This window comes from Streptomyces sp. NBC_00289, from assembly GCF_041435115.1.
Lineage (GTDB): Bacteria > Actinomycetota > Actinomycetes > Streptomycetales > Streptomycetaceae > Streptomyces.
The window spans coordinates 7,013,385-7,038,963 of the sequence record NZ_CP108046.1; the positions used below are offsets into that span (position 1 = coordinate 7,013,385).

The 25,579-nt window shown below is 72.1% G+C and carries 24 protein-coding genes; 8 read left to right on the plus strand and 16 right to left on the minus strand.

All coding sequences use genetic code 11. The features are described from left to right. Positions 1–116 precede the first annotated feature (116 nt). The 3 genes from OG985_RS31770 to OG985_RS31780 all read right to left on the minus strand — a co-directional run bounded on the left by OG985_RS31770 (position 117) and on the right by OG985_RS31780 (position 3,376). Positions 117–1,085 (minus strand): hypothetical protein, encoded by a 969-nt coding sequence (locus OG985_RS31770; RefSeq protein WP_371671779.1) that lies wholly within the window; start codon positions 1,083–1,085, stop codon positions 117–119. Between the two features lie 123 nt (positions 1,086–1,208). Then, positions 1,209–2,213 carry a zinc-binding dehydrogenase gene (locus OG985_RS31775; protein ID WP_371671780.1) on the minus strand — a complete coding sequence of 335 codons (1,005 nt, stop codon included), beginning with the start codon at positions 2,211–2,213 and terminating at the stop codon, positions 1,209–1,211. Then, on the minus strand, positions 2,210–3,376 hold the full coding sequence (locus OG985_RS31780; RefSeq protein WP_371671781.1) for a mandelate racemase/muconate lactonizing enzyme family protein: 1,167 nt from the start codon (positions 3,374–3,376) through the stop codon (positions 2,210–2,212). The genes OG985_RS31775 and OG985_RS31780 overlap by 4 nt, the downstream gene beginning before the upstream one ends. 345 nt (positions 3,377–3,721) lie before the next feature. Here OG985_RS31780 and OG985_RS31785 point away from each other — a divergent pair, with 345 nt between their 5' ends. Then, a complete protein-coding gene (locus OG985_RS31785; protein ID WP_371671782.1) occupies positions 3,722–4,948 on the plus strand; it encodes a hypothetical protein in 1,227 nt (408 codons plus the stop codon). A 123-nt stretch (positions 4,949–5,071) separates the two neighbouring features. Here OG985_RS31785 and OG985_RS31790 read toward each other — a convergent pair whose 3' ends face one another. Further along, positions 5,072–5,509 carry a MarR family winged helix-turn-helix transcriptional regulator gene (locus OG985_RS31790; protein WP_371671783.1) on the minus strand — a complete coding sequence of 146 codons (438 nt, stop codon included), beginning with the start codon at positions 5,507–5,509 and terminating at the stop codon, positions 5,072–5,074. A gap of 113 nt (positions 5,510–5,622) precedes the next feature. On the opposite strand from OG985_RS31790, the gene OG985_RS31795 reads away from it, so the two are divergent. Next, positions 5,623–6,645 (plus strand): NADP-dependent oxidoreductase, encoded by a 1,023-nt coding sequence (locus tag OG985_RS31795; protein WP_371671784.1) that lies wholly within the window; start codon positions 5,623–5,625, stop codon positions 6,643–6,645. A 100-nt stretch (positions 6,646–6,745) separates the two neighbouring features. Here OG985_RS31795 and OG985_RS31800 read toward each other — a convergent pair whose 3' ends face one another. After that, complete coding sequence (locus OG985_RS31800; RefSeq protein WP_371671785.1) at positions 6,746–7,897, minus strand: serine hydrolase domain-containing protein; 1,152 nt, start codon at positions 7,895–7,897, stop codon at positions 6,746–6,748. Between the two features lie 349 nt (positions 7,898–8,246). Between OG985_RS31800 and OG985_RS31805 the strand changes: the two genes are divergently transcribed. Further along, positions 8,247–9,116 carry an EI24 domain-containing protein gene (locus tag OG985_RS31805; protein WP_371671786.1) on the plus strand — a complete coding sequence of 290 codons (870 nt, stop codon included), beginning with the start codon at positions 8,247–8,249 and terminating at the stop codon, positions 9,114–9,116. Here the strand turns inward: OG985_RS31805 and OG985_RS31810 are convergent. Both OG985_RS31810 and OG985_RS31815 read right to left on the minus strand, forming a co-directional pair. Beyond that, positions 9,058–10,311 (minus strand): pyroglutamyl peptidase, encoded by a 1,254-nt coding sequence (locus tag OG985_RS31810; protein ID WP_371671787.1) that lies wholly within the window; start codon positions 10,309–10,311, stop codon positions 9,058–9,060. The two genes, OG985_RS31805 and OG985_RS31810, sit on opposite strands and share 59 nt — an antisense overlap. Before the next feature lie 139 nt (positions 10,312–10,450). Next, the gene (locus OG985_RS31815; RefSeq protein ID WP_371674555.1) at positions 10,451–11,026 is read right to left on the minus strand and encodes a TetR/AcrR family transcriptional regulator; all 576 of its coding nucleotides are present in this window, start codon (positions 11,024–11,026) and stop codon (positions 10,451–10,453) included. 104 nt (positions 11,027–11,130) lie between these two features. On the opposite strand from OG985_RS31815, the gene OG985_RS31820 reads away from it, so the two are divergent. After that, the gene (locus OG985_RS31820; RefSeq protein ID WP_371671788.1) at positions 11,131–13,578 is read left to right on the plus strand and encodes a glycoside hydrolase family 3 C-terminal domain-containing protein; all 2,448 of its coding nucleotides are present in this window, start codon (positions 11,131–11,133) and stop codon (positions 13,576–13,578) included. An 84-nt stretch (positions 13,579–13,662) separates the two neighbouring features. Here OG985_RS31820 and OG985_RS31825 read toward each other — a convergent pair whose 3' ends face one another. Together OG985_RS31825 and OG985_RS31830 are read right to left on the minus strand one after the other, a co-directional pair. After that, positions 13,663–14,640 carry an aldose epimerase family protein gene (locus tag OG985_RS31825; RefSeq protein ID WP_371671789.1) on the minus strand — a complete coding sequence of 326 codons (978 nt, stop codon included), beginning with the start codon at positions 14,638–14,640 and terminating at the stop codon, positions 13,663–13,665. A 37-nt stretch (positions 14,641–14,677) separates the two neighbouring features. Further along, on the minus strand, positions 14,678–15,568 hold the full coding sequence (locus tag OG985_RS31830) for an SGNH/GDSL hydrolase family protein (RefSeq protein ID WP_371671790.1): 891 nt from the start codon (positions 15,566–15,568) through the stop codon (positions 14,678–14,680). Between the two features lie 282 nt (positions 15,569–15,850). Between OG985_RS31830 and OG985_RS31835 the strand changes: the two genes are divergently transcribed. After that, a complete protein-coding gene (locus tag OG985_RS31835; RefSeq protein WP_371671791.1) occupies positions 15,851–16,345 on the plus strand; it encodes a DUF3145 domain-containing protein in 495 nt (164 codons plus the stop codon). 136 nt (positions 16,346–16,481) lie between these two features. Here the strand turns inward: OG985_RS31835 and OG985_RS31840 are convergent, their stop codons facing one another. The 5 genes from OG985_RS31840 to fasR form a co-directional block, all read right to left on the minus strand. Next, the gene (locus OG985_RS31840) at positions 16,482–17,753 is read right to left on the minus strand and encodes a beta-ketoacyl synthase (protein WP_371671792.1); all 1,272 of its coding nucleotides are present in this window, start codon (positions 17,751–17,753) and stop codon (positions 16,482–16,484) included. 100 nt (positions 17,754–17,853) lie between these two features. Beyond that, complete coding sequence (locus OG985_RS31845) at positions 17,854–18,102, minus strand: acyl carrier protein (RefSeq protein ID WP_164314352.1); 249 nt, start codon at positions 18,100–18,102, stop codon at positions 17,854–17,856. 106 nt (positions 18,103–18,208) lie between these two features. After that, the gene (locus OG985_RS31850) at positions 18,209–19,204 is read right to left on the minus strand and encodes a ketoacyl-ACP synthase III (RefSeq protein WP_371671793.1); all 996 of its coding nucleotides are present in this window, start codon (positions 19,202–19,204) and stop codon (positions 18,209–18,211) included. 22 nt (positions 19,205–19,226) lie between these two features. Next, positions 19,227–20,165 carry an ACP S-malonyltransferase gene (locus OG985_RS31855; protein ID WP_371671794.1) on the minus strand — a complete coding sequence of 313 codons (939 nt, stop codon included), beginning with the start codon at positions 20,163–20,165 and terminating at the stop codon, positions 19,227–19,229. Between the two features lie 89 nt (positions 20,166–20,254). Next, on the minus strand, positions 20,255–21,460 hold the full coding sequence (gene fasR, locus OG985_RS31860) for a fatty acid biosynthesis transcriptional regulator FasR (protein ID WP_371671795.1): 1,206 nt from the start codon (positions 21,458–21,460) through the stop codon (positions 20,255–20,257). 552 nt (positions 21,461–22,012) lie between these two features. Here fasR and OG985_RS31865 point away from each other — a divergent pair. Then, a complete protein-coding gene (locus OG985_RS31865; protein WP_371674556.1) occupies positions 22,013–22,663 on the plus strand; it encodes a pirin family protein in 651 nt (216 codons plus the stop codon). Here the strand turns inward: OG985_RS31865 and OG985_RS31870 are convergent. Further along, complete coding sequence (locus tag OG985_RS31870) at positions 22,660–23,493, minus strand: serine hydrolase domain-containing protein (RefSeq protein WP_371671796.1); 834 nt, start codon at positions 23,491–23,493, stop codon at positions 22,660–22,662. The two genes, OG985_RS31865 and OG985_RS31870, sit on opposite strands and share 4 nt — an antisense overlap. Positions 23,494–23,511: 18 nt before the next feature. Then, positions 23,512–23,979 (minus strand): GNAT family N-acetyltransferase, encoded by a 468-nt coding sequence (locus OG985_RS31875; RefSeq protein ID WP_371671797.1) that lies wholly within the window; start codon positions 23,977–23,979, stop codon positions 23,512–23,514. A 97-nt stretch (positions 23,980–24,076) separates the two neighbouring features. Between OG985_RS31875 and OG985_RS31880 the strand changes: the two genes are divergently transcribed. Together OG985_RS31880 and OG985_RS31885 are read left to right on the plus strand one after the other, a co-directional pair. Further along, positions 24,077–24,541: a MerR family transcriptional regulator gene (locus tag OG985_RS31880; RefSeq protein ID WP_371671798.1), complete on the plus strand. Its 465-nt coding sequence runs from the start codon at positions 24,077–24,079 to the stop codon at positions 24,539–24,541. Then, positions 24,538–25,554, plus strand: coding sequence for an aldo/keto reductase (locus tag OG985_RS31885; protein WP_371671799.1), 1,017 nt, complete (start codon positions 24,538–24,540; stop codon positions 25,552–25,554). Before OG985_RS31880 ends, OG985_RS31885 begins: the two co-directional genes overlap by 4 nt. Positions 25,555–25,579: the final 25 nt, after the last annotated feature.

Consider the following 25,579-nt stretch of genomic DNA (forward strand, 5'->3'; position numbering starts at 1 on the left):
AGGGCTCGGTCTCGCGATGGGCGGCCACCGTCGAGGGTGAACCTGGAAGACCGAGGAGCGGTGTGTTGGATTGTGCGCGGCTGTGTCAGCTTTTGTGAAGCGAGGTTTCCGGAACGTTATGACCCGGCGTCGAACCTGTTCAGTTCGCCGGGCAGCCGGGAGCCGAGCGGCGCCATGTCGGTGCCCGCGCCGTGCCGCTCGAGAAGGTCGAGGGCGAGCCGTCCGCGCCGCACCCGCTCCCTGGCCGTGGCCAGGGTGACGTCCCGCAGGTGGTGTCCGTAGGGGTAGATGGCGGGCGCCTTGGACAGGCCGAACTTCAGGTACAGCGGTGCGCCGCGCCGGATCAGCTCGGCGACCTCGTACATCCGGATGTAGCCGCCGAGGTCGTCGGGGGCCTCGATGTACATGTCCATGGGTGCGGCCGACTGCCGCCGGATCTCGGTGAGGTGATCCAGCGTCAGATCGCTGGGAACGTTGACCGAGTCGGCGCCGAGCCGCTCGTACACGGCGTACGCGGCCGGGTTGACCGGCCCGATCAGTGCGGACACCTTGAGCGTGGTGTCGGCCGGGATGATCCCGGCGAGCCGCGCCCGGTGCAGGGTCCACAGGACGCCCTCGTCGGCGACGAGCAGGCACTTGACGCCCAACTCCGTTGCTCTCACCGCGTCTTCGACACAGCCGGCGACGGCGTCGTACCCGCGGGCTCTCAGCCCCCCGCCCCGTGAGTCGGTACGGGTCGAGCCGCCGATGTCCCACGTGCCGCGCGGGCCGGTGAACAGGCAGAGTTCGATGTCGCGTTCGGCGGTGGCCTCGACCATCTCGGTGATCTCGGCGTCGTTGAGCATCCAGACGCCGCTGCCCTGGCTGATCCGGTGGATCGGCACGTCGAGGCGCGAGGACTCCTTGAGGATCACGGCCAGCGCTTCGGGGCCCTCGCACGAGGGGATCTCGGTGCGCCAGCGGCCGCCGCCGGGAAAGGTGTGCGGCGAGGCGTCGGCGGGGTCGAGGGCGGGCGCACCAAGGCCGAGGGCGGTGAGGGCCTGCTCACCGGGCCGGCGGGCTGCCGTGGCGGAAGCGTCGGTCACAAGCTGTCCTTCTGGTTCGGTATTTCGGACAAAGTTCGCGGCTCGGGGTACGGAAAAGCGTGGGTGCACGCCGGTACGGGGACCGTCAGGTTGCCCCCGTACCGGCGTACGACTGGGGGCTTCCTACGGCCGTAGCAGCACCTTGCCGACCTTCGGATCACCGGACCCCACCAGCTCGATGGCCTGCGGGAACCCGTCCAACGGCAGTTCGTGAGTGACCAGGGGCAGGGGATCGAGCAACCCGGCACCGAAGACCCGCACCGTGTGCGCCCAGGCATCCGGCGGCGCCCCGAAGACGGTGTGCACCTCCAGCTGCCGTACCACCAGGTCCGTCGGGTCGAGACCCTCGGCGCCCGGAGCCGGGATCCCCGTCAGGACCAGGCGCCCGCCGCGCCTGAGCAGGGAGGCGGCGGTGCGCGCGGCGGACGCGGACCCGGCGGTCTCGATGACGACGTCGAAGTCGTCGGGGAGGTCCTGGTCCCTGGTGCGGAAGTCCGAGGCGCCGAACCGCTTCGACAGGTCGGCGCGGTCCGGACGGGTGCCGACGACGAGCAGCTCGGCCGGGGAGCCGGCCTTCAGGAACTGCACGGCGAACATGCCGAGCGTTCCGGTACCGACCACCGCGACCCGTTCACCGGGCCGGGCGTTCGCCTTGATCGCCGCCGCCGCGATACAGGCGGCGGGCTCCAGCAGGGCGGCCGCCGTCAGGTCGGCGTCGTCCGGCAGGGCGTGCAGCAGCCGGGCCGGCAGGGTGAGCGTGGCCGCCATCGCACCCGGCTGGGTGAAGCCGGTCTCCTCGTACCCCGCCGTGCACAGGGTGGTCTCGCCCGCGTGGCAGCGGTCGCACACCTGGCAGTTGCGGAAACCCTCACCGACGACCTTGCGCCCGACGAGCGAGGCGGGCACCCCGGCCCCGACGGCCGCCACGGTCCCGGACCACTCGTGGCCCGGCGTGAGCGGGTAACGGACGTACCCCTCGGGCCGGTTGCCCTGGTAGACCTCGCGGTCGCTGCCGCAGATGCCGACGGCGTGGACCCGGACGAGCGCCTCGCCCGCGGCCGGCTCACGCGGCGTGTGCGGCTCCAGCCGGTGCTCGCCGGGCGCCTCGACGACGACGGCGGTGCTCACTTCCGGGCGCCCTTCGGCTTGCGCTGCTCCCAGCCCTCGGCCCACAGGTCGAACCGGGCCTGCTGCTGCGGGAACTCGGCGGCCGCGTCGACGTCGAGCTCCACACCGAGGCCGGGGGCGTCGGAGAGGTGGAAGCAGCCGTCCTCCGGGTTGACCTCCGGGGCGCCCTTGACGACCTTCTTGATCTCCGCGTCGGCGAAGTCGTTGAAGTGCTCGAGGATCTTGAAGTTCGGGGAGGTGAAGCCGACCTGGAGGGAGGCGGAGGTGAGGACCGGCCCGCCGACGTTGTGCGGGGCCACGAGCACGTAGTGCGTCTCGGCGGTGGCGGCGAGCTTGCGGGTCTCCCAGATGCCGCCGATGTGGCCGACGTCGGGCTGGATGATGTCGACGGCCTGGCTCTCGAAGAGCTCCCGGAACTCGATGCGATCGTGAATCCGCTCACCGGTGGCGACCGGGATGTCGACCTTGGCGGCGACCTTCTCCAGCGCCTTCAGGTTCTCCGGCGGGCAGGGCTCCTCCAGCCAGGCCGGCTTGAACGGCGCGAGCTCGTGCGCCAGCCGGATGGCGGTGGCGGGGGAGAAGCGGCCGTGCATCTCCAGCATCAGCTCGGTGTCGGGCCCGATCGCGTCGCGCACGGCCTCGATCAGCGAGACGGCGTAGAGGGTCTGCTCGTGGTCGAGCTCGAAGTGCCCGGTGCCGAAGGGGTCGATCTTGAGCGCCCGGTAGCCGCGCTCGACGACTCCCTGGGCGGCCTTGTGGTAGGCCTCCGGGGTCCGCTCGGTGGTGTACCAGCCGTTGGCGTACGCCTTGACCTTGTCGGTCACCTTGCCGCCGAGGAGCTGCCATACCGGCACTCCGAGGGCCTTGCCCTTGATGTCCCAGCAGGCCATCTCGATGACGGCGATACCGGACATGACGATCTCGCCGGCCCGCCCGTAGTCGCCGTACTTCATGCGCCGGACGAGGTCCTCGACAGCGAACGGGTCGGAGCCCAGAATGTGATTGTTCTGGGCCTCGTGCAGGTAGCCGACCAGCGCGTCGGTGTGACCCAGCATCCGGGTCTCGCCGACTCCAGTGATCCCCTCGTCGGTGTGCACCTGTACGTAGGTCAGGTTGCGCCACGGCGTCCCGACCACGTGTGTGCTGATTCCGGTGATGCGCACGCCAGTCGCCCCTCGCTGCTTTGTTCGGCTCGGTTCTGTGTGTTCGAGATTTCGTCACACGTTCGAAATGCTGGCGTGACAGTAAGGACGGTGTGAGGGGGGTGTCAATGGGTCGAACGGATATCGCTTTCGACGACGCGTTCGACGACGCCTCTTGAAAGCGCTTGCCGGAGCGGTTTCGGCGGGCTCGGGCGGGTGGCTGCCGATAGGGGCCGGATGCCGCGGCTTGGCGGGGAATGGTGGGGGCCGACCGCCGTTCCGCCCAGCGGAACGGCTGCTTCCCTACACAACTTTCACAGGCGTGCCTAGGAACGTGACCGGTGCGGAATCTACTCTTCCCGCGTCATGGACTACTGCAACCCGTGCCGACGGCACCTCAACGGCGCCCTCGCCTGCCCGGGGTGCGGCGCACCCGTCGACCACCTCCGCGCACAGACGTACACGCCCGTGTACCCGGGCGCGGAGACGGGGGACGCGTACGGGGGCGGTGTCCACGAGACCGGGGCCCAGGCGGGCGCGTACGGGCCCGAGGGGGCCGCGCCTGTCGGGTACGAGGCCGCCGGGCACGGGTACGGGCACGGTGATGACGGTGCGGGGTACGCCCGCGCATCCGGTGGTCAGGGTGCCGGGTACGGGAGTGCGTCCGGCGGATACGGCACCGTGGCGCCGGGCCAAGGAGCCGAGTACGGGGCTGCGGCCGGGGGTCACCGTGGCGGATACGCGGGCGAGCCTGGTGACCGGACAAGCATGTACGAAAGCGAACACGGCGAGCCGACGGAGGCCGCGTACGGCGATCGCGCGGGCCAGGACGACGGCCGTGCGGACCGGGGTGACGGCCGTCCGGACGGGTACGGCGATCGGGCGGACCGGCATGACGGTGCCGCGGAGGCCGAGGCGGTCGGCGGTCGGGCGGCCGCTCGCCGGGCGCGCGGACGCGGCGGCCGAAGGCGCGACGCGGAGGGCGAGGGCCTCGTGGTCGCCGGGAACGCCATGGACGCCCACGGTGGCGAAGGTGACGAGGGCGAGGACGAGTTCGAGGACGCCGAAGGCGTCGCGGGCGGCGGCAGTCGCCGCGACCGCAAAGCCGCGGCGCACCGGCGCCGTAGACGCCGGACCCTGCTGGTCGCCGCCGGGTTCGTGCTGGCGGCCGGCGGGCTGAGCCTGGCGGAGCTGGGCCTCGACGCGCCGGGCTCGACGCCGAATCCGGCGGCCGCGGGGGACGCGTCGGCGGACGGCGGTGCGTCGAAGGAGGCCGGTGAGACCGCGGAGCCGCTCACCGAAAGGTCCGGCGCCACGCGCACGGCGTCGGAATCGGCGTCTCCGGACGCGTCCGCGTCGCCCTCGGCCTCGAAGTCGGCGAAGGCCGAGGAGTCCGAGAAGAGCGAGACCGACACCGCGACCGGCTCCCAGTCGGCGACGACGGGTACGGGCCCGGGCGCGTCCGCCCCGGCCCCCGAACCGACGAGCCCGGCCGGGACGCCGCCCCCCACGTCCGAGCCGACGACAGCGGACCCCTCCCCGACCCCGGCGCCCTCGCAGACGTGCGAGCGGTTCCTGTGGTGGTGCAGCTGAGGCCCGCCGCGGGTGACGCCGGCTGAGGCGTGACCCGGATGGCACCGGCTGAGGCGTGCCCCGGATGACGCCGGCCGCGACGTGACCCGGGTGACACCGGCCGGTGCGAGGCCGCGCCCGGGTTCAGGGCGCCAGCATCCGCCGTAGAAGATCCCGCAGGGCCAGTCGTTCCTCGTCCGACAGGCCCGCCAGTGGCTCGCGGGCGAAGCGCAGGCCCTCCCGCAGGTCCTGGGCGATCCGTCGTCCCTCGTCCGTCGCCGCGGCCACCTTCACGCGCCGGTCGGTGGGGTCCGGCCGTCGTTCCACCAGGCCGCGGGACTCCAGCCGGTCCACGATGCCCGTGACGTTCGACGGCTCGCACTTCAGTTTCTTGGCCAGTTTCCGCATGGGCAGCGGTTCCAGGGACAGCAGACTCAGAAGCCGCGCCTGCGCGCCGGTGAGCGCGTGTTCGGCCGCCGCCTCCTCGTAGTCCTCGTAGAAGCGGGCCACGACGTCACCGATGAGCTCGACGACTTCCATGGTCAGGGCGTCGGGGCGGCGGGTCTGCCGGGGTGTGGCCATGAGATCCAGGGTACCCGCTTACTTGACATCCTGAAATATTCAAGAGCATGGTTGTTTCAGGTACTGAAGTATTTGGCCGTGCTTCCCGAGGCCGGCCCGGAAAGGCGCTCCCCATGACCGACACCCCCACGCTCCCCGCCCACAGCCGCGAATGGCACCTCGCCTCCCGCCCGGTCGGCTGGCCGAAGCCCGAGGACTTCTCCCTGGTAGAGGTGGAGATCCGGCAGCCCGGCCCCGGCGAGGTGCTCGTACGGAACAGCTACCTCTCCGTCGACCCGTACATGCGCGGCCGGATGAGCGCCGCGAAGTCGTACGTCGCCCCTTACGAGCTGGGCAAGGCCATGCAGGGTGGCGCGGTGGGCGAGGTCGTCGCCTCCGGGGCCGAGGGCATCGCCCCGGGCGACCACGTGCTGCACTTCGGCGGCTGGCGCGCCTACGCCACGGTCGACGCCCGGCAGGCCGTCAAGGTCGACCCCGAGGCCGCACCCCTGTCGACGTACCTCGGCGTCCTCGGCATGACCGGCCTCACCGCCTACGCCGGCCTTCTGCGCACCGCCTCCTTCAAGGAGGGCGACTCCGTCTTCGTGTCCGGCGCGGCCGGCGCGGTGGGCAGCCAGGTGGGCCAGATCGCCAAGCTCAGGGGCGCCTCGCGGGTCATCGGCTCCGCCGGCTCCGACGAGAAGGTCAAGCTGCTGGTGGAGGAGTACGGCTTCGACGCCGCCTTCAACTACAAGAACGGCCCGGTGAGCGAGCAGCTGCGCAAGGCCGCCCCGGACGGCGTCGACGTCTACTTCGACAACGTCGGCGGCGACCACCTCGAGGCCGCCATCGGCTCCCTCAACGAGAAGGGCCGGATCGCGGTCTGCGGCATGATCTCGGTCTACAACAACACCGAGGCCGCCCCGGGTCCGAGGAACCTCGCCCGGCTGATCCAGACCCGCGGCCGCATCGAGGGCCTGCTCGTCGGCGACCACTACGACCTCCAGCCGCAGTTCGTCGAGGAGGTCGGCGCCTGGGTCCGCTCGGGCGAGCTCAAGTACCGCGAGACCGTCGTCGAGGGCATCGACAACACCCTGGAGGCGTTCCTCGGCGTCCTGCGCGGCGACAACACCGGGAAGATGATCGTCAAGCTCTGACGTGCACTGATCCTCGTCGTCCGACGGCGTCTCCGCGAACGCCGGAGGCCGCGCCCCCGAGCTGGGGCGCGGCCTCCGGCGATCGCGGCGTGCGGGTCGGTCAGGCCGCCAGGGCCGCCTTGTGGACGGCGGACACCAGCCGCTCGTTCTCGGGCGCCGCTCCGCCGGGGAAGGCCATACGGCGCCGCGTGTACCCGTACGCGAGCCCGCTGCGCGGATCGGCGAACGCCTGCGAACCGCCCGCGCCGCTGTGCCCGAAGGACCCCGCGCCCAGGAACGGGTGCCAGGTGTCCGCGGTCGCCTGGAAGCCCAGCCCGTACGACTTGTGCGCCCGGGCCACCAGGTCGTAGCCGACCGAGTGGATCTGCCCGACCTCGGCGACGGTGTCCGGCTTCAGCAGCGGCGGCCGTCCGTCCACCTCGCTGATCGCCGCCGCGTACATCCCGGCGAGCCCGCGGGCGGCGGCCACCCCGCCCGCCGACGCCGGGCCCTTGGCGCGTACGGCACGGGAGTTGGCGTAGTCCGCGATGTCGACCGGGTCCGGCACGTGCTGGTTGAACGCGATGGAGGCCAGCGTGTGCGGCCCGGTCGGCGCCAGGTCGAGCAGGGCCTGCTGGGTCGCCGTCGGGGCCATCGGCTGCACGCTGCGGAAACGGGGCTCCAGCGCGGCCGGCAACCCCAGGAAGAAGTCCAGCCCGTACGGGGCGCGCACCCGCTCCTCGTACACCTCCTGGAGCGTGTGCCCGGTCGCCCGCCGTACCACCTCTCCGGTCAACGCGCCGATGACGAGGGCGTGGTAGCCGAAGGCGGTGCCCGGGCGCCAGAACGGGCGCTGGTCCGCGAGCCGTTCGGCGACGACCCGGTCGTCGGTCAGCTCCTGCGCCGTGAACCCGCTGTCGAGGCCGACCAGGCCCGCGCGGTGGGCGACCAGGTCGCGCAGGGTCAGCGTGCCCTTGCCCTCGGCCGCGAACTCGGGCCAGTAGTAGGTCACCTTGCGGTCCGGCTCCAGCGTGCCGTCCTGCATGAGAAGGGCGACCACGAGGTGGGCGGCGCCCTTGGTCGACGAGAACACGCCGTACAGGGACTGGGCGTCGGCGCCGTCACCCGCCCACAGGTCGACGACCCTGCGTCCGTGTACGTACGCGCACAACTGTCCCTCGTAGTCGGGGCGTTCCGATGCCACCAGCGCGGCGAACTCCTCGCGCACCGCCTCGAAGCCGTCCGCGACGCTGCCGTGGATCTCCTGCGTCATCCGTTCTCCTCACCTGAACCGCCTCGTGCGTGTGCCCTGTGAACCATGCCCGTCCGAGCTGGTTGAACTCCCCTTTCGCCTTCCTTCGATCGGTACGGCGAGGTGTACCGGTTCGACTCAACAGCAAGGGGGAGGAGTTCGTGTCACGGATACCTCGGATGGCGCAACCCGAACAGTCCGGACGGGGCACGCGGGGGAGCGGGCGCGGACCGACGCGACGAGTCCGACGCGACGCGAGCCCATGGACGCGATCCCGTGACACCGTTCCGAGCGGCTGCGGGCCGGGGCGCCGGCGCCACCCCGCACCGCCGCCCGGCAGCACCTGGATGGCCCCCGATAGAGTTTCCCCATGCGTGATCTCGGGGCGGGCTTCAACTACCTACTACAGGGCCAGCGGTGGGTGGCCAGGCACGGCAGGCAGTACGGGTTCGGGCTGCTCCCGGGACTGATCACCCTGGTTCTCTACGTGGCGGCGCTGGTCGCGCTGGCGCTGTGGGGCGAGGACTTCGTGGGCTGGGCGACACCCTTCGCCGACGACTGGTCGAGCCCCTGGCAGGGACTCTTCCGCGGCTTCCTCACCGCGGTCCTGTTCGCCCTCGCCCTCCTCCTGTCCGTCCTCACCTTCACCGCGGTGACGCTGCTGATCGGCCAGCCCTTCTACGAGAGCCTCTCCGAGAAGGTCGACCGTGACGTGTCCCCGGACGGCACCGCGCCCGAGTCCGGCCTCCCCCTGTGGCGCGAGCTGTGGATCTCGGCCCGCGACAGCCTCCGTATCGTCGTGCGGGCCCTGCTGTGGGCCGTGCTGCTGTTCGTGCTCGGCTTCGTCCCCTTCGTCGGCCAGACGGTCGTCCCGGTGATCGGGTTCTTCGTCACCGGGTTCTTCCTCACCGAGGAACTGACCGCCGTCGCCCTCCAGCGCCGGGGCGTCGACCTGCGCGAGCGCCTGACCCTGCTCCGCTCCCGCAAGACCCTGGTGTGGGGTTTCGGCACCCCGCTCGCCCTGTCCTTCCTGGTGCCGTTCGTCGCGGTGTTCCTGATGCCGGGCGCGGTCGCGGGCGCCACCCTCATGGCCCGCGACCTGCTGGGCGAGGAGACCGGGGACGGTGACGCCACCGACACCGGGAAGCACGGTGACTCCGCCGGCCCGCGGGGCGAGGGGTTCATCCAGCGGCCGGCCGGCTCGCCGCCACCGTCAGGATCGAACGGACCTGGGCGATGATGTCCAGCCGGTTCCGCACGAACTCCGGGTCGGTCACCGTCCCGGTCGCCGGATCGGTGTTGCCGGTCCCGAACTGCAGCACGGGCGTGTGCACATGGCCGCCCGGCAGCACCTCGTGCAGGCCCAGCCGGTCCCGTAGCAGCGTCGCCCGGTAGGCGATCTCGTTGGACAGGTAGTCCCCGCCGCCGCCCGCCCGGGCGGTGGACCCCGCCGTGGGCCCGTCCGCCCGTACGACGGGGGTGGTGCCGCCCGCCGGGATCTCGGTCACGCTCGTGTTGTCGTACACGGGGAAGCGGCCGGTGTCCGCCGCCACGATCGCCTTGTACGGGAGGGTCGTCGTCGTCCACTGCGGCTGCGAGGCCGGGTCGGTGACCGGAACGGTCTCGGTCCGCCCGATGTTCTCGTTGTCCGCGAAGCCGCCCCGCCAGGCCCCGTTGGTCCGCTCGACGTCGAACCGGCCGACCCGCCCCTGGCTCACGGTCGTGAACAGGTCCACCTTCGGCAGATACGGCCGCAGCGTCCGCTCCACCGTCCCTTCCGCGAAGTCCTGCCAGCGCACCGGGAAGACGGCCGTCTCGATCCGGGCCGGACCCTCGGCCGTCCGGATCACCGTGCCGTCGAGGGCGAGCGCGGTGGCCCCGGACGGATTGGAGATCCGCACGTCCCGGTCCAGCGTGAACGGGTCGAAGCCGGTCACCAGGATCCGCTTCACGCCCTTGCCGTGCGGATACCGGATGGCGGTCTGCCCGCGCGAGGTCCGCTCCAGTTCACCGAGCAGCGCGGCCCGTTGCGCGGCGCTGAGCCCGAACTCCGGCTGCCAGGCGCGCACTTCCCGGGTCATTCCGAGTCGCGCCCAGTACAGCGGCCGGTCGTCGTCCCGGCTGAGATCCCCGCCCGCCGGTCCCCGCCCCTGTGCCCGGTCCACCGCCCGTCGCCAGAGCGCCGATCCCTCGTGGGCGACGAGGTGACGGGCGCGGGCGTAGGAGCCGGCCGAGCCGAGCGAGCGCGCGAAACCGGCCGCCACGGTGTCGAATCCGGAGCGCCGGAGGATCTCCTGGGGCGCGGCCCGGTCGAGCCTCTGCTCCTCGACGGTGGCGGAGGGTGCGGTCTCGGCGGACGCCGTCGTGGTGGGGGTGGCCAGTCCCGCCAACAGGGTCAGCCCGAGTACGCCGATCCGAAGTCGTATGGAGTGCAAGGGTTCTGGTCCTTCCGTCGCTGTGGGGAGCGTGCTGCGGACGGCCGCAGTATCGCGCGACGGAAGTGGTCCACGCCATGCCGTGTGACGTGGGGGAAACCGTGCGGGCGGCCGCACGTGGCGCGTTCGGCGCCGTGGTTCAGCGCTCGCCCAGCAGCGTGAGGAAGTCGCGGAACGCGCCGGGCATGTCCACCGACTCCGGGTCCAGCAGCCACTGGTACTGCAGGCCGTCCATCACCGCGATCAGGAGCGGGGCCGTGCGTTCCGGGGTGAGGCCGTTCGGCAGCGTGTCGCCGTACTCGGCGCGCAGGGCCGTCGCCATGCTCACGCGCACCCGCGTGTAGCGCTCGGTGAAGTACTCCCGCGCCGGATGCCCCTCGGTGACGCTCTCGCCGAGCAGCGCGGAGAAGGTCTGGATGATCCCGGGGCGCATCGCGTTGTACTCGACCAGTGAGGCGAGCAGGTCGACCCGCCACTGTGTGTCCGGCAGGGCGTCCCACTGGTCCCGCTCCTCGAGTACGGCGACGAGCAGCGCGTCCTTGGTGGGGAAGTGGTGCAGCAGCCCCTGCTGGGTGAGGCCGACCCGTTCCGCGACCGAGGCGAGGCTCGCGCCCCGGTAACCGCGCTCGGCGATCACCTCCAGGGCGGCCCGGACGATCTCCGCGCGCCGCTCCTCACTCCTGACCCTGGCGTTCATGCCGTCACCGTACGGCATCCCCACGCACCGAAAATAACGGGGAAGTAACAAAACCTACCGCTCTACAGGTAACGGGTGCACGATGTGGGGGACCGAACGGACTTCGACGAGGAGGCGCCGCGATGGCGGAAACCCTGGGACCCCGCTCCACACCGGCCGACGAGGCCCGCGAGGCGGTCGTCGCGGCGGCCCTCGGCAAGCTGGACCTCGACGCCAAGTCGCGGCTGCTGTCCGGCCAGGACATGTGGTCCCTGCCCGCCCTGCCGGAGATCGGCCTGGACTCCCTGGTCATGTCCGACGGCCCGATCGGTGTCCGGGGAGTGCGCTGGACCGCCGACGACCCGTCCGTGGCGCTGCCCTCCCCGACCGCGCTCGCCGCCACCTGGGACCCCGCCCTGGCCCGCCGCGCCGGTGTGCTCCTCGCCCAGGAGGCCCGCCGCAAGGGCGTCCACGTGCTGCTCGCGCCCACGGTCAACCTGCACCGATCCCCGCTCGGCGGCCGGCACTTCGAGGCGTACAGCGAGGACCCCTACCTGACCGGCCGGATCGGCTCCGGATACGTGAGCGGTGTGCAGGAGGGCGGGGTCGGCACCACGGTCAAGCACTTCGTCGCCAACGACGCCGAGACGGACCGCTTCACGGTGAACAACCTGGTGGGCGAACGCGCCCTGCGCGAGCTGTACCTGGCCCCCTTCGAGCTCATCGTCGAACACGCCCGCCCCTGGGGCGTCATGACCGCGTACAACACCGTCAACGGCACGACCATGACCGAGCACCGCCGCCTCGTGAACGAGGTGCTGCGCGGCGAATGGGGCTTCGACGGCTTCAACGTCTCCGACTGGATGGCCGCCCGCTCGACGGCCGGCGCCGTCGAGGGCGGCCTGGACGTGGCGATGCCCGGCCCGCGGACCGTCTACGGTGAGGCCCTCGCCCGGGCCGTCCGGGACGGCGAGGTCGAGGAGGCCACGGTCGACGAGGCCGTCCGCAACGTGCTGCGGCTCGCGGCCCGGGTCGGCATCCTCGAGGGCGCCGAACCGGCCGTCACCGAACTCCCCGACTCCGTCGACGGGGTGGCCCTGGCCCGCGAGATCGCCCGCCGCGCCTTCGTCCTCGTCCGCAACGAGCGTGACGCCCTCCCGCTGAAACCCGGGAAGGTCGCCCTCATCGGCGCCGCCGCCCGCGACGCCCGCGTCCTCGGCGGCGGCTCCGCCACCGTCTTCCCCGCCCGGACCGTCTCCCCGCTCGACGGCCTCACCGCCGCCCTCCCCGAGGGCACCCTCAGCTACGCCCTCGGCGCCGACCCCACCACCGAACTCGCCGTCGCCGACAAGGGGTTCGTCCTGCGCGCCGTCTGCCGCGACGCCGAAGGGAACGTCATCGGCACCGGCTCCGCGCCGAACGGCCACCTCCAGTGGATGGGCTCGGACCTTCCCGCGGGCGTCACCCACGAGGCCCTGCACACCGTCGAACTGACCGGCACCTTCACCCCGCGCACCACCGGCCCGCACACCTTCGGCATCAAGGGCATCGGCGCCTTCACCCTCACCGTCGACGGCACCACGTACTTCGACGACGTCCAGCGCCCCGCGAAGGACGACCCCTTCGTGACCTTCTTCGGCGCCCCGGAGCCCCGCGCCCGGGCCGCACTGACCGCGGGCCAGCCGGTCGACGTCTCCCTCACCCACGTCGTCGATCTGCCCGACGACCTGTCGATCAAGGTCGTCACCTTCTCCCTCGCCCACCAGGAGCCGCAGCGCGACCCCGACGAGCTGATCGCCGAGGCCGTGGCGGCGGCACGCGACGCGGACACGGCCGTCGTCGTGGTCGCCACCACCGACCGGGTCGAGTCCGAGGGCTTCGACCGCACCGACCTCACGCTGCCCGGCCGCCAGGACGACCTGGTCCGCGCCGTCGCCGCCGCCAACCCCAACACCGTGGTGGTCGTCAACTCCGGCTCCCCGGTGGAACTGCCGTGGCGTGCGGACGTCGCCGCCGTCCTGCTCAGCTGGTTCCCCGGCCAGGAGGGCGGCGCCGCCCTGGCGGACGTGCTGACGGGAGCGCACGAGCCCGGTGGCCGCCTGCCCACCACCTGGGGCTCCCTGGCCGCCGCCCCGGTCACCCGGGTGGTCCCCGAGAACGGTGAACTTCGCTACGACGAGGGTGTGTTCATCGGTTACAGCGCCTGGGAGAAGGAGGGCCGCGCTCCCTCGTACCCCTTCGGTCACGGTCTCGGCTACACCGACTGGACGTACGAGGCGGTCGAGACCCGGGGCACGAGCGTCCGGGTCCGCCTGCGCAACGACGGCGCCCGCGCGGGCCGCGAGGTCGTACAGGTCTACCTCGCGCCGGTCGACCGCGACCCCGGGCGTCCGGCGCGCCGGCTCGCCGGGTTCGCGACCGTCGAGGCCGGCCCCGGCGAGCGCGTCGAGGTCACCGTGGAACTCCCGCGGCGCGCCTTCGAGATCTGGGACGAGGCGAGCAACGCGTGGTCGTTTGTGAAGGGTTCGTACGAGATCCAGGTGGGACGCTCGATCGCGGACCGTCGGGTGACGGCGACTACTAACGTCTGATCCGGGGCAGAACCCCTCACGAGCAGCCCCGGCCCGGGACCTGACACCCGGGCCGGGGCTTGTGCGTTCCGGGGCCCGCGGGGATCAGCGGGCCGAGAAGCCGTACACCGTCTCCGAGCGGAACGCCTCGCCCGGCCGCAGCACCGTGCTCGGGAACTCCGGCCGGTTGGGGGAGTCGGGGAAGTGCTGGGTCTCCAGCGCCACGCCGTCCCCGGGAGCGAACGGACCGTCCAGGTGGTCCGCCGTGTACAGCTGGAGCCCGGGCTCGGTGGTGGCCACCGTCAGGACCCGCCCGGACACCGGGTCGTGCAACTCGGCGACCTCGACGGGAGTGTCCGTCACGCCCTTGTCCAGCACGAAGTTGTGGTCGTACCCGGAGCCGGTCTTCCGCGCCTGCCGGAAGTCGAAGCGGGTCCCCGGCACGTCGTCCAGGGCGCCCGTCGGGATCAGGTCCGCGTCGACCGGCGTGCAGCGGGAGGCGGCCAGCCGCAGGAGGTGACCGCCCGCGTTCCCGGAGCCGGAGCCCGCGAGGTTCCAGTAGGCGTGGTTCGTCAGGTTCACCACGGTCGGCGCGTCCGTCACCGCCTCGTAGGCGATCCGCAGCGCACCGGACTCGCCGAGCGTGTACGTCGCCGAGACCTCCAGCCGCCCCGGGAACCCCTCCTCGCCGTGCGGACTGACCCGGGAGAGGCGCAGGCCGTGTTCGAGCGGTGCCACGTCCCACACGCGCTTGTCGAAGCCACGCTCGCCGCCGTGCAGGGAGTTCGGCCCGTCGTTGCGGGCCAGCTCGTACGTCACCCCGTCCAGCGCGAACCGGCCGCCCGCGATCCGGTTCGCGTACCGCCCGACCAGGGCGCCGAGGTACGGACCCGAGTGCGCGAGGTAGCCGTCCAGATCTGCGAACCCCAGCACCACGTCCCCGGCCCGCCCGTCCCGGTCCGGGACCTCGACCGACTGCACGATCCCGCCGTACGACAGGACCCGAACCCGGACGCCGGCCCGTTCCAGGGTCCAGCGGTGGACCGGGGTGCCGTCGGGAAGTGTGCCGAAGAGTTCGTTCATGTGCGAAACCCTAGGACACACCTGCGCGAACCCCGCGTCAGGCCTTCCCGGACGTCACCGCGCGGTACGCGATCTCCGCCAGCCGCGCCTGGCCGTTCACACTCGGGTGGAACCAGTCCCAGTGGCTCAACTGGTCGGTGCCGAAGCGGTAGTCGTAGACCGCGCCGCCGTCGAAGCGGCACCGCTCGTCCTTCGCGCAGACCTCCTCCAGCACCTCGTTGTACGCCTCCACCCGCTTCTGCACGGTGTCCCGGCGCAGCGTCGCCGCCGAGTCCAGGGCGTCCGCGTCGCCCAGCATCGACGGGCAGATGCCCAGCTTCCACACCTGTTTGCCCAGCGGGTTGGTGCGCCCCTCGGACCAGAGCCGCTTCAGGTTGGGCACGCTCGCCACGTACACCTGAGCCCTGGGCAGTTCCTCGCGCAGGGTGCTCATCGCGTCCTTAAACTCGGCGCGGAAGTCGGCCACCGAGGTCATCGCGGAGATGCTCGCCCGGCAGGCGTCGTTCGCCCCCGCCATCACCGTGACCAGCTCCGGCCGATGCGCCGCCGCCTGCGCCATCTGGCCGGGCAGGTCCGCCATCCGCGCCCCGGTCACCGCGTAGTTCCAACTGCGCTCGGCCGCCTTCGCCGCACCCAGCAGCCGGACGGCCAGCGAGTCGACCTCGGTGCTGGCGCCGGTCGCCCACGAGACCTCCGGGCAGTCCGTGAGGACCGCGCAGGCGTCGAAACCGCGCGTGATGGAGTCACCCACGGCCGCGACCGAAGCCGGGCTGCGGTCCCAGGCCGGCGGACTCGGCGCGCGTGTGGCCTTCCGTGCCGCGGTGGGCCCGGCGGACTCGCCGCCGGCCGCGTCACAGCCGCTGACGCCCAGGACGGCCGCGGCCAGGACGGCGAGTAGCGCCCGTGAGCGGTTGCTTGGCTTCCGCATCCCCTGATGATCCCCTCGGTCGGCGTGCGCGGCGGTCGGTCCTCGTCCTCGGTGGTTCTTCCCCCTCCATACCAACGCGCGGGAGTTCCCGGCCGGGCCGCGGGCGACGACGCACACCCGTACAAGCGTCCTGCCGGGTGAATGGCGGGCGTTTCACGGCACCGGGACCGACGGTACGTCACACTCCTTGCGCCGCCGCACGGTAGCCTCGCCATCAACGTGGCTGCCCGGCCACTGCCGTCCGCCAGTACGCAAGATGTCCCGCTCTGCCCGGAGGTCCCGGTGACGACACGTGGAGTTCTGTACGTGCACTCCGCGCCGCGCGCGCTGTGCCCGCACGTCGAGTGGGCCGTCGCCGGGGTGCTCGGCACACGCGTCAACCTCGACTGGATCCGGCAGCCCGCCGCGCCCGGCACCTGGCGCTCGGAGTTCTCCTGGCAGGCCGAGGCCGGCACCGCCTCCAAACTCGCCTCCGCGCTGCGCGGCTGGCACCTGCTGCGCTTCGAGGTCACCGCCGAGCCCTGCCCGACCGCCGAGGGCGAGCGCTACAGCTGCACCCCCGACCTCGGCATCTTCCACGCCGTCACCGGCATCCACGGCGACATCCTCATCCCCGAGGACCGCCTGCGGGCCGCCCTGCTCCGCTCCCAGCGCGGCGAGACGGACCTCGAGTCCGACCTCGCCAAGCTCCTCGGCAAACCCTGGGACGACGAACTGGAGCCCTTCCGCTACGCGGGCGAGGGCGCACCGGTGCGCTGGCTGCACCAGGTGGTGTGACGAAACGCCCCGCGCGGCAACGGCCCTGAAGGGGCGCGGGAAACCGCGCGACCGGTCCCACCGTCCGGCAGACGAACAGAACGGCGTGTGGCCCGCCCCCGACCGGGGGCGGGCCACACGCCGTTCACCGCACGGTTCAGACCGAGCGGAACGCCAGCACCACGTTGTGCCCACCGAACCCGAACGAGTCGTTGAGCGCGGCGATCCGACCCTCGACGGGCAGCTTGCGCGCCTCGCCGCGGACGATGTCGGCATTCGCCTCGGCCTCGGGGTCGAGGTTCTCGACGTTGATGGTCGGCGGCGCGAGCCGGTTGTACAGGGCGAGGACGGTCGCGACCGACTCGACGCCACCCGCGCCACCGAGCAGATGACCGGTCATCGACTTCGTCGCGGACACCGCGAAGTGGTCGGCGTCGTCGCCGAACACCTTCCGCAGCGCCTTCAGCTCGGCCACGTCACCGGCCGGCGTGGAGGTGGCGTGCGCGTTGACGTGCACGATCTCCGCCGGGTTCAGGTCGGTGTTGTCGAGCAGGTTCTGCAGGGCGTGCGAGATGCCGCGGCCCTCGGGCTCCGGCTGCACGATGTCGTGGCCGTCGGCGGAGATGCCCTGGCCGACCGCCTCGGCGTACACCCGGACACCGCGCTTGGCGGCGTGCTCGGCGGACTCCAGGACGACGACGCCGGCGCCCTCGCCGAGGACGAAGCCGTCACGGCCGATGTCGTAGGGACGCGAGGCGCCCTGCGGGTCGTCGTTGTTCTTGGACATCGCCATCATGTTGCCGAAGGCGGCGATGGGCAGCGGGTGGATCGCCGCCTCCGTGCCACCGGCGACGACGACGTCGGCGCGGCCGGTACGGATCATCTCGATCGCGTAGCCGATGGCCTCGGCGCCCGACGCGCAGGCGGAGACCGGCGTGTGCACGCCCGCACGGGCGCCCACGGCCAGACCCACGTTGGCGGAGGGGCCGTTCGGCATCAGCATGGGGACGGTGTGCGGGGAGACGCGGCGGACGCCCTTCTCCTTGAGCACGTCGTACTGGTCGAGCAGGGTCGTCACGCCGCCGATGCCGGAGGCGATGACGGCACCGAGCCGGTCGGGGTCGACGGACGCGTCCTCGCCGGCCCTGGCGGTGAAGCCGGCGTCGGCCCACGCCTCCTTGGCGGCGATCAGCGCGAACTGCGCCGAGCGGTCCAGGCGACGGGCCTGCGGCCGCGGGATGACCTCGGTCGGCTCCACGGCCACCGGGGCCGCGATACGGACGGCCTGCTCGGCCGCCCACTCCTGCTCCAGGGGCTTCACGCCGGACCGGCCGGCGATCAGGCCTTCCCAGGTCGAGGCTGCGTCGCCACCCAGCGGTGTGGTTGCGCCGATACCGGTGACGACCACGGTGCGATTGGTCGGGCTCACGGGAATTCATTCTCCATCGGATACGAGGGGGACAACCCCCGCGTAAGCGGGGACTACGGCGCCACCGCCGGGTGGCGGGGCATACGGACCGATCCGGGGATCAGGCCTGGTTCTTGAGGATGTAGCTCGTCGCGTCGCCGACCGTCTTGAGGTTCTTGACGTCCTCGTCGGGGATCTTGACGTCGAAGCGCTCCTCGGCGGCGACGACGACCTCGACCATGGACAGCGAGTCGACGTCCAGGTCGTCGGTGAAGGACTTGTCCAGCTGGACGTCCTCAACCGGGATGCCGGCGATCTCGTTCACGATGTCGGCGAGACCGGCGACGATCTCTTCCTGAGTGGCGGCCATGTCAGGCGCTCCTTCGTTGGTGTTTCCAGAGGGTGTGGCTCCCACCGCGTACGAGCGGTGGGTGGTGCGTGTCCCGCACCGGATCGCATGATCCGGCACGGAGTGCCTAGGGGAGGGTAACGACCGTGGCGGCGTACACGAGACCCGCCCCGAATCCGATGACGAGCGCGGTGTCGCCGCTCTTCGCCTCACCGGTCGCCAGAAGCCGCTCCATCGCGAGCGGAATCGAGGCGGCCGAGGTGTTGCCGGTGGTGCGCACGTCACGGGCGACCGTGACGTGTTCCGGCAGTTTGAGAGTCTTCACCATCGAGTCGATGATCCGCTCGTTGGCCTGGTGGGGAATGAAGACATCCAGGTCGTCCGAGGTGATTCCGGCCGCGTCCAGCGCCTGCTGGGCGACCTTCGCCATCTCGAACACGGCCCAGCGGAAGACCGCCTGGCCCTCCTGGGTGATCGCGGGGAACTTGCCGGAGCTGTCGTACTCCGTCCACGGCACGGTCTGCTTGATGGTGTCGGACTTGTCGCCCTCCGAACCCCAGACCGTCGGGCCGATCGCGGGCTCCTGGGCGGGGCCCACGACCACCGCGCCGGCGCCGTCGCCGAACAGGAAGGCCGTGGCGCGGTCCTCCAGGTCGGTCAGATCGGAGAGCCGCTCCACGCCGATCACCAGGACGAACTCCGCCGAGCCCTCGACGACCATGCCCTTGGCGAGGGTGAGGCCGTAGCCGAAGCCCGCGCAGCCGGCCGAGATGTCGAAGGCGGCTGCCTTGTTCGTGCCGAGCTTGTCGGCGATCTCGGTCGCCACGGCCGGCGTCTGCTTGAAGTGCGAGACGGTCGAGACGATCACGCCGCCGATCTGCTCGGCGGTGATCCCGGCGTCGGCGATCGCCTTGCCGGACGCCTCGATCGACATCGCGGCGACGGTCTCCTCGTCGGAGGCCCAGTGCCGGGTCTGGATCCCCGAGCGCGAGCGGATCCACTCGTCGGACGAGTCGATCGTCTCGAGGATCACCTCGTTGGGCACGACCCGAATCGGACGGTAGCCGCCCACGCCGAGGATGCGCGCGTACGGTGCGCCCTTGCTCGGCTTGATCTTCGACATGATCGGTCGGCTCCTTAGGGGGTCAGGCGCCCGCTGCGTCAGCGGCGGAGTCGGCGGCGGCGGCGATCAGTTCGCGGGCCGCGTCGAGGTCGTCGGGGGTCTTCAGCGCGAGCGTCTTGACGCCGGGCAGCGCACGCTTGGCCAGACCGGTGAGCGTGCCGCCGGGGCACACCTCGAGGAGCGCGGTGGCGCCGAGCTCCTGGAAGGTCTCCATGCACAGGTCCCAGCGGACCGGGTTGGCGACCTGACCGACCAGCCGCTCCAGCACCTCGGCGCCGGTGGCGACGGTCCTGCCGTCCTTGTTCGAGACGTAGGCGACCTTCGGGTCGGCGGGCGCCAGAGCCTCGGCGGCCTTCGCCAGCGCCTCGACCGCCGGAGCCATGTGGTGCGTGTGGAAGGCACCGGCCACCTTCAGCGCGACGACCCGGCGGACACCCTCGGGCGGGTCCGCCTCCAGCGCGGCGAGCTGCTCCAGGGTGCCGGCGGCCACGATCTGGCCGGCGCCGTTCACGTTCGCCGGGGTCAGGCCCAGCTTCTCCAGGTGCGCGACACTGACCTCGGGGTCACCGCCGAGCAGCGCCGACATGCCGGTCGCGGTGACCGCGGCGGCCTCGGCCATGGCCAGACCCCGCTTGCGTACGAGGGTCAGCGCGGCGGTGTCGTCGAGCACGCCCGCGAAGGTGGCCGCGGTGATCTCGCCGACGCTGTGGCCCGCGACGGCGCCGGGAACCACGTCGCCGAGTGCCGCGGCAGACAGCAGTCCGGCGGCCACGAGCAGCGGCTGAGCCACCGCGGTGTCGCGGATCGCGTCCGCGTCGGCCTGCGTGCCGTAGTGGACGAGGTCGAGTCCGATGGCGTCCGACCACGCGGCGACGCGGTCGGCGGCACCGGGCAGTTCGAGCCAGGGAGTCAGGAAGCCGGGCGTCTGAGCGCCCTGGCCGGGAGCGACGAGTACGAGCACTCTCACACTCTCTCTTGTCGACGGGCACGGCCGCCCGTGGGGACAGGGACGAAGAACAGGAGGGGGTTTTGTGGGCCCCCGACAAAAGCCTAGAGCTGGAGATCCCCGTCGGCCAGACGCCCCAGGATCAGCGCGATGCGCAGCGTGAACGCCGAACGTACGTCCGAGGGTGACCAGCCGGTGACGTCAGTCACACGTCGAAGCCGGTAGCGCACGGTGTTCGGGTGGACGAAGAGCATCCGGGCGGCACCCTCCAGACTGCTCGCCTGTTCCAGATAGACGGCGAGCGTCTCCAGCAACGCCGACCCGGCCTCCTCCAGCGGTCTGTAGATCTCCTCCACCAACTGTTCGCGGGCCGAGGGGTCCCCGGCCATCGCCCGCTCCGGCAGCAGATCGTCCGCCAGCACCGGCCGCGGTGCGTCCTGCCAGGCGGTTCCCGCCTTGAGCCCGGCCGCCGCGGCCTGCGCGGACCGGGTCGCGGCGAGCAGATCGGGCACCACCGGACCCGCCACCACGGACCCCGCCGCGAACGGGCCGATGAGCGACTTGGCCACGGCGAGCGGATTGTCGCTGCCGCCCGCGATGACCACGAGCCGGTCCCCGAGCACACCGGTGAGGACCTGGAGCTTGGCGTGCCGGGCGGCCCGCCGGATGGCCTCGACCGTCAGCTCCGAGTCACCCTCGGGGGCGGTGCCCAACACCACGCACACGTGCTCGGGGGAGTTCCAGCCGAGGGCCGCGGCCCGGCTGACGGCGCCTTCGTCGGCCTCACCGCTGAGCACCGCGTTCACGACCAGCGACTCCAGGCGGGCGTCCCACGCGCCACGCGCCTCGGCGGCCTGGGCGTACACCTGGGCGGTGGCGAAGGCGATCTCCCGGGCGTACACGAGCAGGGCCTCGCGCAGCACGGACTCGTCGCCCGGCGCCGCCACCTCGTCGATCGCGGACTCCATGACCTCGATGGTGGTGCGCACCATCTCCACGGTCTGCCGCAGCGTGATGGCCCGCGTCAGCTCGCGCGGAGCCGTACCGAAGACATCGGTCGAGATGGCCTGCGGGGCGTCCGGATACCGGAACCACTCGGTGAAGGCGGCGATGCCCGCCTGGGCGACCAGCCCGATCCAGGAACGGTTCTCCGGGGGCATCGCCCGGTACCACGACAGCGTTTCGTCCATGCGCGCGATGGCCTGCGCGGCGAGACTTCCGGACGACCTCTCCAGCCGCTTCAGCGTCGCGGGGTGCGGATGGACCGGAGGCGCTGTGGCTTCGGGAGGGTGGGCTTCGGGTTCGGGCACGGGACAAGACTGCCTTATCCGGACGCGAGTGTGCGTTGCCGGGGCTGTGCTTGATGGCTCGGTCGCCTTCGGGGGCGCTCCAGCCGGTGTCGAGCCGTCGATCGTGCTCAGCGCTTCGCGCCTCCGCGCGTTCGCCGTCTCGACACCGGCGCGCCCCCTGCGGCTCCCTCGCGGCCGGCGCGTGGGGACAGTGGAAGTTGGTGGGCCCTTGCTGTCTGCTCGGGGACGCGTGGTCCGGCTGGTTCGCGCCTTCGCGCCTGCGGGCCTCCGCGCGTGGCCGTCTCGGCACCGGCGCGCCCCCTGCGGCTCCCTCGCGGCCGGCGCGTGGGACAGTGGGGCTTGGTGGGCCCTTGCTGTCTGTGCGGGGACGCGTGGGCCGGCTGGTTCGCGTCTGCGCGCCTTCGCGCCTCCGCGCCTCGCCGTCTCGGCACCGGCGGGTCCCCTGCGGCTCCCTCGCGGGCGGCGCGTGGGGGCAGTGGGGCTTGGTGGGCCCTTGCTGTGTGTGCGGGGCTGCGTGGTTCGGTTGCCCGGCGGGGCTACGGTGGTGGCGTGATGGACGTACGGCGCGCTGCGGAGCGCTACCGAGGCGGTGCCGCCGAGGCCGGAATCGAGTCCTGGCACGCCTTCTCCTTCGGCCCGCACTACGACCCCGACAACCTCCGCTTCGGCGCCGTGCTGGCCTGCAACGAGGAGCGACTCGCCCCCGGCGCCGGCTTCGACGAGCATCCGCACAGCCACACCGAGATCGTGACCTGGGTGGTCGAGGGCGAGCTGACCCACCGTGACTCGACCGGCAGGCAGAGCGTGGTGCGTCCCGGCGACGTGCAGCGCCTGAGCTCCGCGGGGGGTGTGCGGCACGTGGAGCGCAACGACGGCCCGGCCCCGCTGGTCTTCGTCCAGATGTGGCTGACGCCCCGCACCCCGGGCGGCGACCCGTCGTACGAGACCGTCCGCGGCATCGCCGACTCCACGCCGTACGCCGTCCCGGAGGCGGGCGCGCTGCTGCACGTGCGGCGGCTGGCGGCGGGGGAGCGGACGGCGGTGCCGGACGGGCCGCATGTCTACGTCCACGTCGTACGCGGTGAAGTGCGGCTCGACGACGAGGAGTTGGCGGCGGGCGACGCGGCCCGGATCACGGACGCCGAGGACGTGGCCGCGGTGGCGGTGACCCCGGCCGAGCTGCTCGTGTGGGAGATGTCCTAGAGCGGAGCGGGGCTCTGGAGCTCGGCGAGCACCGCGTCCGTGAAGGCCGGCCAGGCCTCGGCCGCCCAGGGTCCGAAGGCGCGGTCCGTGAGGGCCACGCAGGCCGCCCGCGCGGCCGGGTCGATCCACAGGAACGTACCGGACTGGCCGAAGTGGCCGAAGGTGCGCGGGGAGGACGTACTGCCCGTCCAGTGCGGGGACTTGGCGGCGCGGATCTCGAAGCCGAGGCCCCAGTCGTTGGGGTTCTGGTGGCCGTAGCCGGGCAGCACGCCCTTCGTCCCGGGGTACTGGACCGTCATCGCCGCCGCGGCGGTACGGGGGTCGAGCAGCCGGGGCGCCTGCACCTCCGCCGCGAACCGCAGCAGGTCCTCGACCGTGGACCACCCGTCCTTCGCCGGCGAGCCCTCCAGCGAGGTCGACGTCATCTCCAGCGGCTCCAGCACCGCCTGCCGCAGATACTCGGCGAACGGGATCTCGGTCGCCTTCGTGATGTGGTCCCCGAGCTGCTCGAACCCCGCGTTCGAGTACAGCCGCCGCTCACCGGGCGGCGCCGTCACCCGGTGCTCGTCGAAGGCGAGGCCCGAGGTGTGCGCGAGGAGATGGCGCACGGTCGACCCGGGCGGCCCGGCCGGCTCGTCGAGCTCGATGGCGCCCTCCTCGTAGGCGACCAGCGCCGCGTACGCCGCGAGCGGCTTGGTGACCGAGGCCAGCCGGAAGCGCTGCCCGGCCGGCCCGTGGGTCCCCAGGACCGTGCCGTCCGCCCGTACGACCCCCGCCGCAGCGGTGGGAACCGGCCAGTTCTCGATCAACGCGAGGCTTTGCAAGGACATGCCGCCGAGCCTAGGCGTTCACAGCGTCAGCCCCATCGCGGGGTCCGGCTTGCGGACGAAGCCGAGAGAGGCGTAGAGGGGCTCCGCCTCGGCGGACGCGGTGAGGAGGACCTGGCCCGCCCCCTGCGCGCGGAACCAGGTCAGGAGCTCCTCCATGCACGCGCGCGCGTAGCCCCGGCGTCGCGCGTCCGGGTCGGTGGCGACACTGAAGACATACCCGGCCCGCCCGCGCGGGTTGGCCGCCTTCCCGATGCGGTAGTCGACGGTGCCGACCGCCAGGGCCGCGAGTGCCTCCGGCCGGTCCGGGTGGTCGACGACGAAGGCCGCGAAGTCCTCGTCGTCCTCCAGCCGTTGGCACAGGCTCGGAAGTGCCTGCGCGTGCCATGCGGTGCCGGGCTCCGAGCCCGCCATCGAATCGATCATCACCTGGCGCAGGCGCAGCACTTCCACGGCGTCCTCGGGGGTGGCACGGCGTACGAGACTCATGCACCGCACGGTAATCACCGGGCCGGTGGCGCGTCCTGCGGATTTCTTACCCGTCCCGCTTGCTTCGAGTGCGCTCCAAGCCTCTAGCGTGGAGGCCATGACGGTGATGGAGACCACGGGTACCAGGACCGACAGCTGCGCGGCTCCGCCGCACCCCCACCGGCGCCCGGCGGGCCAGGACAGCTACACGATCAGCGAGGTCGTCGCCTTCACCGGCCTGACGGCCCACACCCTGCGCTGGTACGAGCGCATCGGCCTGATGCCGCACATCGACCGCTCGCACACCGGCCAGCGCCGCTACAGCAACCGCGACCTCGACTGGCTCGACCTCGTCGGCAAGCTGCGGCTCACCGGCATGCCGGTCGCCGACATGGTGCGGTACGCGGAGCTGGTGCGCGCGGGCGACCAGACGTTCACCGAGCGCTTCGAGCTGCTCGAAGAGACCCGCCGCGACGTGCTGGCCCGGATCGCCGAACTGCAGGACACCCTCGCGGTACTCGACCGGAAGATCAGCTTCTACGCGGACGCGGGGCGCGCCTACGAGAAGGAGAAAGTCGGATGACGGACGGCACGATCCCCACCACGCCGCTGACCGCGGGCGGACCCGAGGTCGGTGTGCAGGGTCTCGGCTGCATGGGCATGAGCTTCGCGTACGGCCCCTCGGACGCGGGCCAGTCGCGCGCCACCCTGGAGCGGGCGCTGGAACTCGGCGTGACCCTGTACGACACGGCGGACGCGTACGGCGCGGGGGAGAACGAGCGGTTCCTGTCCCCGTTCTTCAAGGCGCACCGCGACGAGGTCGTCATCGCCACGAAGTTCGCCCTGTCGATCCCGCCCGGCGAGCCGACCCGGCGGGTCATCCGCAACGATCCGCCGTACATCCGTGAGGCCGTCGAGGCGAGCCTGCGGCGCCTGGACGTCGACGTCATCGACCTCTACTACATGCATCGCCGCGATGTGAACGTGCCGATCGAGGAGTCCGTCGGCGTGATGGCCGAGCTGGTGCGCGAAGGGAAGGTCAAGCACCTCGGGCTGAGCGAGGTCACCGCCGACGAACTGCGGGCCGCCCAGGCCGTGCACCCGATCGCCGCCGTGCAGTCGGAGTGGTCGCTGTTCAGCCGGGACATCGAGGCGTACGTCGTCCCGGCGGCCCGCGAGCTGGGCGTGAGCCTCGTGCCGTACTCGCCGCTCGGGCGCGGGTTCCTGACGGGCTCCTTCACCGACGCCGACCAGGATCTGAGCGCGGACGACTTCCGCCGCCAGCAGCCCCGCTTCACCGGGGACAACGCGGCCGCCAACGCCGCCCTGCTGGACCCGGTCCGCACCATCGCCGAAGCCCACGGCGCCTCGGCGGGCCAGATAGCCCTGGCGTGGGTCCAGCAGCAGGCGTCGGTGCACGGCCTGCCGGTGATCCCGATCCCGGGTACCCGCAAGCCGGGCCGGGTGGAGGAGAACGCGGCGGCCACCCGCATCGTGCTGACGGAGGACGAACTGTCGCTGCTGGAGCCGATAGCGGCCAAGGTGGCGGGCGACCGCTACGCGGACATGACGTTCACCTCCGCCGGACGCGAGTAGCCGCACCCGGGGCCCGCAGCGGTGC